Annotated in this window: 8 protein-coding genes and 1 pseudogene; 4 read left to right on the top strand and 5 right to left on the bottom strand. The window is 40.1% G+C overall.

Annotated features, from left to right (window positions below):
• Positions 1-108 precede the first annotated feature (108 nt).
• Positions 109-288 (top strand): hypothetical protein, encoded by a 180-nt coding sequence (locus AC3WR0_RS25175; RefSeq protein WP_027323722.1) that lies wholly within the window; start codon positions 109-111, stop codon positions 286-288.
• Between the two features lie 92 nt (positions 289-380).
• Here AC3WR0_RS25175 and AC3WR0_RS25170 read toward each other — a convergent pair whose 3' ends face one another.
• Together AC3WR0_RS25170 and murG are read right to left on the bottom strand one after the other, a co-directional pair.
• The gene (locus AC3WR0_RS25170) at positions 381-1,175 is read right to left on the bottom strand and encodes a PhzF family phenazine biosynthesis protein (RefSeq protein WP_492554818.1); all 795 of its coding nucleotides are present in this window, start codon (positions 1,173-1,175) and stop codon (positions 381-383) included.
• A 17-nt stretch (positions 1,176-1,192) separates the two neighbouring features.
• Positions 1,193-2,252, bottom strand: a pseudogene (murG, locus tag AC3WR0_RS25165) (undecaprenyldiphospho-muramoylpentapeptide beta-N-acetylglucosaminyltransferase).
• 128 nt (positions 2,253-2,380) lie between these two features.
• Here murG and AC3WR0_RS25160 point away from each other — a divergent pair.
• Complete coding sequence (locus tag AC3WR0_RS25160; protein ID WP_492554817.1) at positions 2,381-3,529, top strand: glycosyltransferase family 2 protein; 1,149 nt, start codon at positions 2,381-2,383, stop codon at positions 3,527-3,529.
• 73 nt (positions 3,530-3,602) lie between these two features.
• The gene (gene namA, locus AC3WR0_RS25155) at positions 3,603-4,631 is read left to right on the top strand and encodes an NADPH dehydrogenase NamA (RefSeq protein WP_492554816.1); all 1,029 of its coding nucleotides are present in this window, start codon (positions 3,603-3,605) and stop codon (positions 4,629-4,631) included.
• 35 nt (positions 4,632-4,666) lie between these two features.
• Here namA and AC3WR0_RS25150 read toward each other — a convergent pair whose 3' ends face one another.
• The 3 genes from AC3WR0_RS25150 to rbsK all read right to left on the bottom strand — a co-directional run bounded on the left by AC3WR0_RS25150 (position 4,667) and on the right by rbsK (position 6,990).
• The gene (locus tag AC3WR0_RS25150) at positions 4,667-5,506 is read right to left on the bottom strand and encodes a GNAT family N-acetyltransferase (RefSeq protein WP_492554815.1); all 840 of its coding nucleotides are present in this window, start codon (positions 5,504-5,506) and stop codon (positions 4,667-4,669) included.
• Between the two features lie 58 nt (positions 5,507-5,564).
• Complete coding sequence (locus tag AC3WR0_RS25145; protein WP_492554814.1) at positions 5,565-6,023, bottom strand: GNAT family N-acetyltransferase; 459 nt, start codon at positions 6,021-6,023, stop codon at positions 5,565-5,567.
• 70 nt (positions 6,024-6,093) lie between these two features.
• Positions 6,094-6,990: a ribokinase gene (rbsK, locus tag AC3WR0_RS25140; protein ID WP_492554813.1), complete on the bottom strand. Its 897-nt coding sequence runs from the start codon at positions 6,988-6,990 to the stop codon at positions 6,094-6,096.
• Between the two features lie 100 nt (positions 6,991-7,090).
• Here rbsK and AC3WR0_RS25135 point away from each other — a divergent pair, with 100 nt between their 5' ends.
• Positions 7,091-8,002: a VanW family protein gene (locus AC3WR0_RS25135; protein WP_492554812.1), complete on the top strand. Its 912-nt coding sequence runs from the start codon at positions 7,091-7,093 to the stop codon at positions 8,000-8,002.
• The last annotated feature ends 103 nt before the right edge of the window (positions 8,003-8,105 follow it).

Below are 8,105 nucleotides of genomic sequence, written 5' to 3'. Positions count from 1 at the left end.
CAAGGCAGGAGTCTGCTTGATTCCATTGTGTTAGTCTATCGAGGTCAGTTTTCTTTTAACTGACCTAAGTAGTTACGGTATCATAATTACATAAAGGGAGGTTTTATCATGATAGGCATCATGTCATTTTTACCAATTTTACTGATATTAGTTTATCTTGCCGTACTTGGATTTGTTATATGGTTTGCTATTACTTTAATCAAATCGCAAAAGGAACGCAATCAAATCCTTAAAGAGATGTCAACCAAGCTAGATAGAATAGAATTCAATAGTAAAGACGGGGAGTAGTAACTTCTCCCCGTCTTTTTAAATTAATATTTTCTGAGACTGATAAGCTAAAGCGTATCCGCCGATATTGATTTTTTCAATACTGCCGGATTCTACAGATAAATTTGCATAAAGCTCAGAGGTTTTTCCATCGAATAGCCTTGTTCAAAGGTATAGGAGGCCTCCTTGTTTATCCATTCATCCCTGTATTTCGCCAGGTAGCAAGCAAGCGCAGCATTAGATGTACCGGTTGCACTTTCCTCCGGAATATCGAGCAAAGGAGCAAAGTTCCGGCAATGGGCTGAAGCGCCATGAAGGGTTTCAAGTGTAAAGACATGATAGCCTGTAGAATCGTATTTTCTGCTTATATCGGTGATTTTCTCCATATCGGGTTCCAGCCCAAGAAGAATATCGAGGGTTTTGACAGGAATCAAAATCGCACGCAGCCCGGTTGTGACCACTTGTATCGGCATCTCCGAAACCAGCTGATCCTCGTTAATCCCTAAAGAAGCCACTATTTCCTCAGACGAAATTTCCTCAAGAAAGCTAGGCGGATTTTGCTGGAGAAATACCGATTCGTTTTCCTTAATCTCCACATATAATAGTCCCGCCTTCGTTTCGATGGAGTACATTCCAGGCTTCACCAGTTCTTTTTGATTCAGCAGCGAAAATGAAGCCACAGTAGCATGCCCGCATACATCCACTTCTTCATTAGGTGTAAAATACCGAATCCGATAATCCGCCTGTGAGGATGGTAAAATAAAAGCAGTCTCAGAAAACCCTAATTTTGCAGCAATAATCTGCATATCTTTTTCAGTTAAAGAGTCTGTATCAAGTACGACTCCCGCAGGGTTTCCCCCTTCTCCATTTTTTGTAAAAGCAGATAGAACAAAGACTTCTAATTCCATTTGATTCCTCTCCTCCTTTAAAAACTATTAATCTCTTCTACTAAAGTTTGAAGCCCAGATCCCTGGCCAGAATTTTTCATCGCATTTTTTATTTTTTCCTTGCTTTGCTGAATTTCCTGAAGGTTAGAAACCAAGGATTCTGTCGTCAGCTCTTCTTCCTCCAGAGTGACCGCGTAGCCTTTTTCAGTAAATGATTTCGCATTTAGAATTTGGTCTCCACGGCTTTGCTGTCGGCTTAAAGGGATAATCAGCATCGGAATATTTAACGCAAGAAACTCAAAAATGGCATTAGAACCACCTCTTGTAATAACTATATCCGTTGCGGATAGGATATCGGGAAGCTCGTCATGTATATATTCAAATTGCTGGTAACCGCGCACTTCCAATGAAGGTTCAAGGTTTCCTTTTCCACAAAGATGAACAATTTGATAGTTTTCCAACAGCTGTGGCAATGCACCTCTAACCGTATCATTAATTTTTTTGGCTCCCAGGCTTCCACCCATTACCATTAGGATTGGACGGCATCCGTCAAATCCCAGAATTTTTTTTCCCTGCAAACTTGAGCCCTTTAATATGTCATTTCGAATGGGTGACCCGATTACTTTCGTTTTTTGAGAAGGAAAAAATTTTGCTGATTCCTCGAATGATGTAAAGATCCTTGCTGCAAAGCGTTGTGAAATTTTATTAGCAAGCCCAGGGGTCATATCGCTTTCATGAATAAAGGCAGGAATCCCAAGAGAGCGAGCTGCAATAATGACAGGAACCGAAACAAACCCTCCCTTTGAAAAAAATAAGAGCCGGTTTGATTTTGTTTAATATTCTCCTCGCCTCTATACAGCCCTTTAAAACCCTGAAGGCGTCAGCCACATTTTCAAAATCAATATATCTTCTTAATTTCCCGCTTGAAATTCCATAATACGGGATGCCTAGCTTTTCAATTAGCTCTTTCTCAATTCCTTTTTTGGATCCTATGTATCTCATATCCCACTTTTGTGGATCAAGTTCTTTCATAATTCCAATATTCGGCGTTACATGCCCAGCGGATCCCCCGCCTGTAAACACAATTGTTTTTTTCATACTTCCTCCTAAACCCAAGCTTTATATTAAATTATAACTTAAACAGCTCCAGGGATTAACCCTTTCATTTGTACCTCCTTTCCCTTTTCTTTAAAATAAGGTAAAACACTGACAGGAGTTAACTAAACATGCTTGTTATTTTATATACCTTAAGCCTTGCTGTTTGGATCTTTTTTATAATCGATGCGATTATTGGTCTGCGTACACTTGATTCTTTAGAAAAAGAGGAAGTATTAAAAGACGGCCCCCTTCTTAGTGTGATCGTTGCAGCAAGAAATGAGGAAAAGTCGATAAAATCCAGTGTTCTTTCCCAGCTGAATCAAACGTATCGAAATGTGGAATGGCTGCTTATTAACGACCGTTCAACAGATGATACAGGCAAAATAATGGAGGAAATAAAAAAATCCGATAAGCGTGTTAATGTAATTCACATTAAGGAACTTCCTGAAGGATGGCTTGGAAAAAATCATGCCCTTTATTTGGGGGCAAAGAGTGCCACCGGTAAATGGCTGCTTTTTACTGATGCGGATGTCCATTATCAAAAAGAGGCTTTTGGAAAGGCGCTTCACTATTTTGAACGAAACAATCTGGATCACTTAACAGCTGCCCCCAACTTAAATGGAAACGGTTTTTGGCTAAAGTCGTTTGTAGGTTTTTTTCTATTTGGATTTTCATATTTTAAACGGCCCTGGACCGCCAATAATCCCCGTTCCAAAAGTGGAACCGGAATTGGTGCATTTAACCTCGTGCTGAGAAAAGCTTACGAGCAATTTGGGACTCATGAAAGAATAAAGATGCGTCCTGATGATGACCTTCAGCTAGGAATGAAAATGAAAAATGAAGGCTATCGGCAGAGAATAGCAACAGCCCTGGAGTTAATAGAAGTCGAATGGTATGGAACTCTGAAGGAAGCGTTAATTGGCCTTGAAAAAAACACTTTTGCAGGGTTGAATTACCGAATAAGCATGGTTCTTTTTGCTGTAGTAGGAACTTTTCTGTCCCACATTCTTCCTTTTTTTACTGTACTTGTGCCGGACAGGCTGGTTATCCTTATGAGCGTTGCCAATATCGTTGCGATTGGAATTTTATATTTTATGGTCATAAAAAAAATGACACGGTTTTCCCCATGGATGTTCCTGGCTTTCCCATTAACAGGAATGATTTTTATTTATTCCATTATTAGGGCTAGTATTTTGACATTTAAAAGGGGCGGAATTGTGTGGCGAGGCACTGCTTATAAGCTTAGCGAGCTTAGAAATATGAATCGCAAAGACTGATTTTTTTCTTTTGAAAAACCCATCTGCTATACTAAAAGATATTTAGAAAACCGAAAACAAGGAGGCTTTTTTAATGCCATCATCAGTTAAACTATTTACACCCTATACGGTAAAAGGGGTTACCTTTAAAAACCGGATTGTGATGTCACCAATGTGCATGTATTCCTGTTATAAAGAAGACGGGATGATTACAAACTGGCATCGGACCCACTACACATCAAGAGCGGTTGGACAGGCAGGATTGATTATCCTTGAAGCCAGCGCAGTCACTCCACAGGGCCGGATATCACCACAAGACCTGGGTATTTGGAGCGATGAACATATTGAGGGTTTAAAAGAGCTAATAGGATTAATTCAGGAGCACGGAGCAGTTGCAGGAATCCAGCTTGGGCATGCGGGCCGAAAGGCGGTTTTAGAAGAAGACATTATCGCACCTTCTCCTTATGCCTTTGATGAAACCTACAAAACACCTAAAGAAATGACACTAGAAGAAATTCAAGAAACGATTGAAGCTTTCCGCCTTGCTGCAGAAAGAGCAAAGAAAGCAGGATTTGAAGTAATTGAACTACATGGTGCACATGGCTACCTGATCAACCAGTTCCTTTCTCCAACAGTGAATAAAAGAACTGATGAATACGGCGGATCAGAGGAAAACCGCTATCGTTTCCTCCGTGAAACCATTGATGCAGTAAAAACTGTCTGGGACGGACCTTTGTTTGTAAGGGTCTCAGCTTATGAGTACCTTGAAGAAGGCTTAAAGGCTGAGGATTACGTTCAAATGGCGAAGTGGATGAAGGAACAAGGCGTGGATTTAATTGATGTAAGCTCAGGCGGAGTTGCACCTGCTCCGGTTAAAGCTTACCCTGGATATCAGGTTCCTTTTTCTGAAACCATTAAACATGGAGCAGACATTCCAACTGGAGCTGTCGGCCTTATCACAACAGGTATCCAGGCTGAAGAAATCCTTCAGAATGACCGGGCAGACCTTATCTTTATTGCCCGCGGCTTCCTACGTGACCCATACTGGCCGCGCACTGCCGCAAAAGAGCTTCGGGCTGATCTCGAACCGCCAAAGCAATATGGTCGTGGCTGGCTGTATTAATTTCCTAAAAAACGTGTGGCAACCCCCACACGTTTTTATATTATATTAACTTTTGTTAAATCACCCTTAGGAATAATGACTGCTCCACAAGCCTTTTCATAAAATTCTAACGGTCCAGCCCCGCCAATAATTGCATAAGCATAACCTATGTCTTTCATATCCTTTAAACAATGATGCAGCAATGAATATCCATATCCCTTGCTCCGGTCAGAATGGGATACACCCATTGGCCCAATATAGCCTTTCTTCCCCTTATAAATATCAAAGGCAGCAAATCCTACTATCTCACCGTCATTATCAAAAGCAATATACATAGAAGGTATGCTCAGGAGAAAACCCTCCCTCACCGTTTGGGCCCAATCAGATGAAAAATGCTCCTCCACATAGTAAACAAGCTGGTCAAAATCGTTATGATTAACTCTTCTTATATTCTGCAATGGCAGCTCCGGAAAAATGTAAAGATCAAGGTTTGCGATCATGTCCCGGGAAGTCGTTCCTAAATCTAAAATAATCTTTCTGTTACAGTCTGTTAAATAACGGGCTGCCGTTTCCGTATTCATTAATGCTTTTAATAAGTGCCCCTCATTTAAATAAACTTGATTATATCTTTTCATTGTCTTAGCTGCAGCATTAAATATGGCATTCACTTCATTTGAAACTGGAACTCTGAAAAAAGGGCTTTGATGTAAATCATCATCATTTTCATCCCTAGCGTGTTCTCTTAGTGAGCTTAAATCCATATTCATTTTTAAAGAAATTTCCCCAAGCACCCCTGACTTCTCCTGGAGACAGGCAAGGAGGATATCCAAAGCGGTTAAGACTCGGCTTTCGGATAAAAAAGCCTCCTCCTCGGCAGCTGCTATAATTCTAGCCATTCGATCTGTGAAATGAAAAACCGGAGATTCCAGAATGATCTCTCCCTTTTTAATAGATTTAAATGTCTTTAGAAAAATTTATGCAATGGTCATCAAGGTGCCCCACTAAGTATCCGTGCTTTTCATAAAATTGAACAGCGCTTGTCCAATGTCTGTTTGTCTCGAGGACTATTTTTTTATATCCTAAACTTACTGCAATTTGCTCTAATTCCTTCATCATTCTGCCCGCAAGACCCATTCGCCTATATTCCTTTTTAACCGACATTCTTTCAATCCGTGCTGTATCAGAAGATTTCCTGCTCAGTGCCCCTGTACATAAAACACTTTTGCCCAAAATTCCAATTAAAAACGAACAGCCAGGCTTGGTATAAATCTCCATGATATTATACAAATCCGGATTTAATGAATGATCAATAAAATCAAACCGCTCTCCCAGCCCTGCAAGAACAAGGCTTCTGGCAGCCTCTGTATATTCATTTGTAATTAATTTTATTGTTATATCTGCCGTGCCGAACATTAAGATGCCTCTCTTCTATTAAAGCTCTCTTACTGTTTCGTGATCTTTTTATAAAAATCCTGTTACTATTTTAAAAATCACTTTCAAGAAACTTTTCTATATCTTTCCTATATGGCATCCCGCTCTGTGCACCAAGCTTCGTAACTGATATTGCGGCAGCGGCATTGGCAAAGCGGCAGGCCTCTTCAAGATTCTTTCCGATACTCAAACTGTAAGCAAGAGCTCCATTAAAGGTATCACCTGCCCCTGTTGTATCAACTGCCTTCATCTTATATCCTTCTATCTGTATTTCTTTTTCCTGAAAAATAGTGACGCCCCTTGCTCCCTGGGTCACTATACATTTTCTTTGTAAGCTCTCTTTCTCTTTTGTTTTTATCTCCAAAGATGAGAAAAGCAGCTCCTTTTCATGCTCATTAGGTGTGAAATAATCTATTAGTTCGACCATTCCCGTTGGGAGTTTTTGAATAGGCGCAGGATTAAGAATAACTTTTACATTGTGTTTCTTGGCTAGAGAAACTGCCTTCACAACACTATTGATTGGAATTTCAAGCTGTAAAAGAAGAATATTACTTTCAGCAATTACAGTTTCATTTTTTTCGACTATTTCAGGAGTAAGAAAATAGTTTGCGCCTGGGACAACTACAATACTGTTCTCTCCATCTGAAAGTGTAATGGAGGCGATACCTGATGAAGCGTGAGGAATGGTTTCTATATAGTCTTCTTTAATTCCCTCGTTTTGCAGGTTTTCCTTTAATTCATATCCAAAAGCATCGTCACCAACACAGCCAATAAATTCAACCCTAGCCCCAAGCCTTGCGGCTGCTACTGCCTGATTTGCTCCCTTTCCACCAGGTATCGTATTAAAAGACTCGCCTAAAACTGTTTCCCCCCTCTGAGGGACCCTATTTGTCTTTGTCACAAGGTCCATATTGATGCTCCCAATAACTGTAATTCTAGGTATCATCATTGCTCCACCTTTTATTTAATATATTTTTCACCGATTTCATTAATTTTTCCAATATTTTTCCTTTCTCTTGTTCATATTAAGGAAAGGAGGAATCGGATACATGTTACAAACTTTTATTTTAACTTTGCTTCTTGGTTTAAATGTACCAGTACAGTCCGATAATTTGATACTTTTAAATAAAGGAATTCCGCTAACTCATTTAACAAGAGAAGAATTAAGCCTAATTCCTGAACCCGGTGCTGCCTTTCCGGACACTAATCGTCTTGGGGAATTGGTTGACGACCTTGAAGATAAAGTAGCTCAAGCTCCAGCTGATGCCTATATCGGACAAAACGGCAGCATTATCCCTGAAAAGGTTGGACAGAAACTCGATAAGAAAAAGCTGGCTGTTCAGCTGGTGCAATACTTTTTTGAAGGCAAGCCAAACATTCTGGAAGTTCCTATACAGCCTGTATATCCCAGGGTAGACAGTGAGATCCTTGACTCTATAAATACAATGATGATTGGCCGGTATACTACCTATTTTAATGCAGGGAACAGGGAACGCGCCAATAACATAGCGCTCGCAACGAAGTCACTTAACAATAAAGTTATATTTCCCGGAGAAACATTTTCATTTAATAAAATAGTCGGGAAGCGGACAACCGAGCAGGGCTATTTAAAGGCTCCAATTATTGTTCGCGGAGAGTTATCTGAGGGAATTGGCGGAGGAATTTGTCAGGTCTCTTCGACTCTATTTAACGCTGCAGATAATGCAGGTTTAAAAATTATTCAAAGGTATTCCCACACGAAAGCAGTGACATATGTTCCACCTGGAAGGGATGCTACTGTAAGCTGGTACGGCCCCGATTTTGTTTTTAAAAATATGTACAGCCAGCCAATATTAATCAGGGCCAAAAGCCTGGGAAGCCAACTTTCAGTATCCGTTTATTCTTCTGAGTACATAAATTTCAAACCTAAAAGTATTCCCGGTGCTCCTGCCATTCTTCCTAAAGAAATAATGTTCGAATAAAGCAAAAAAACAGCCGGCAATCTAATGAGGCTACTGAAAATCTTCCGATTTTATAGTCCTACTGAGAAAATACAATTGAAAAAAGCCGGGTTTATTCCATATT

The organism is Neobacillus sp. FW104-15D2, assembly GCF_058790155.1.
Note: the sequence above shows the minus strand (reverse complement) of the source record. Positions and strands in the feature narration are given on the sequence as shown.

What these genes read in the sequence shown, in the direction of transcription:
- AC3WR0_RS25150 (WP_492554815.1), bottom strand. Translation starts at nt 5,506, where the DNA reads ATGGCTAGAATTATAGCAGCTGCCGAGGAGGAGGCTTTTTTATCCGAA.
- rbsK (WP_492554813.1), bottom strand. Translation starts at nt 6,990, where the DNA reads ATGATGATACCTAGAATTACAGTTATTGGGAGCATCAATATGGACCTT.
- AC3WR0_RS25160 (WP_492554817.1), top strand. Translation starts at nt 2,381, where the DNA reads ATGCTTGTTATTTTATATACCTTAAGCCTTGCTGTTTGGATCTTTTTT.
- AC3WR0_RS25135 (WP_492554812.1), top strand. Translation starts at nt 7,091, where the DNA reads ATGTTACAAACTTTTATTTTAACTTTGCTTCTTGGTTTAAATGTACCA.
- AC3WR0_RS25170 (WP_492554818.1), bottom strand. Translation starts at nt 1,175, where the DNA reads ATGGAATTAGAAGTCTTTGTTCTATCTGCTTTTACAAAAAATGGAGAA.
- AC3WR0_RS25175 (WP_027323722.1), top strand. Translation starts at nt 109, where the DNA reads ATGATAGGCATCATGTCATTTTTACCAATTTTACTGATATTAGTTTAT.
- namA (WP_492554816.1), top strand. Translation starts at nt 3,603, where the DNA reads ATGCCATCATCAGTTAAACTATTTACACCCTATACGGTAAAAGGGGTT.
- AC3WR0_RS25145 (WP_492554814.1), bottom strand. Translation starts at nt 6,023, where the DNA reads ATGTTCGGCACGGCAGATATAACAATAAAATTAATTACAAATGAATAT.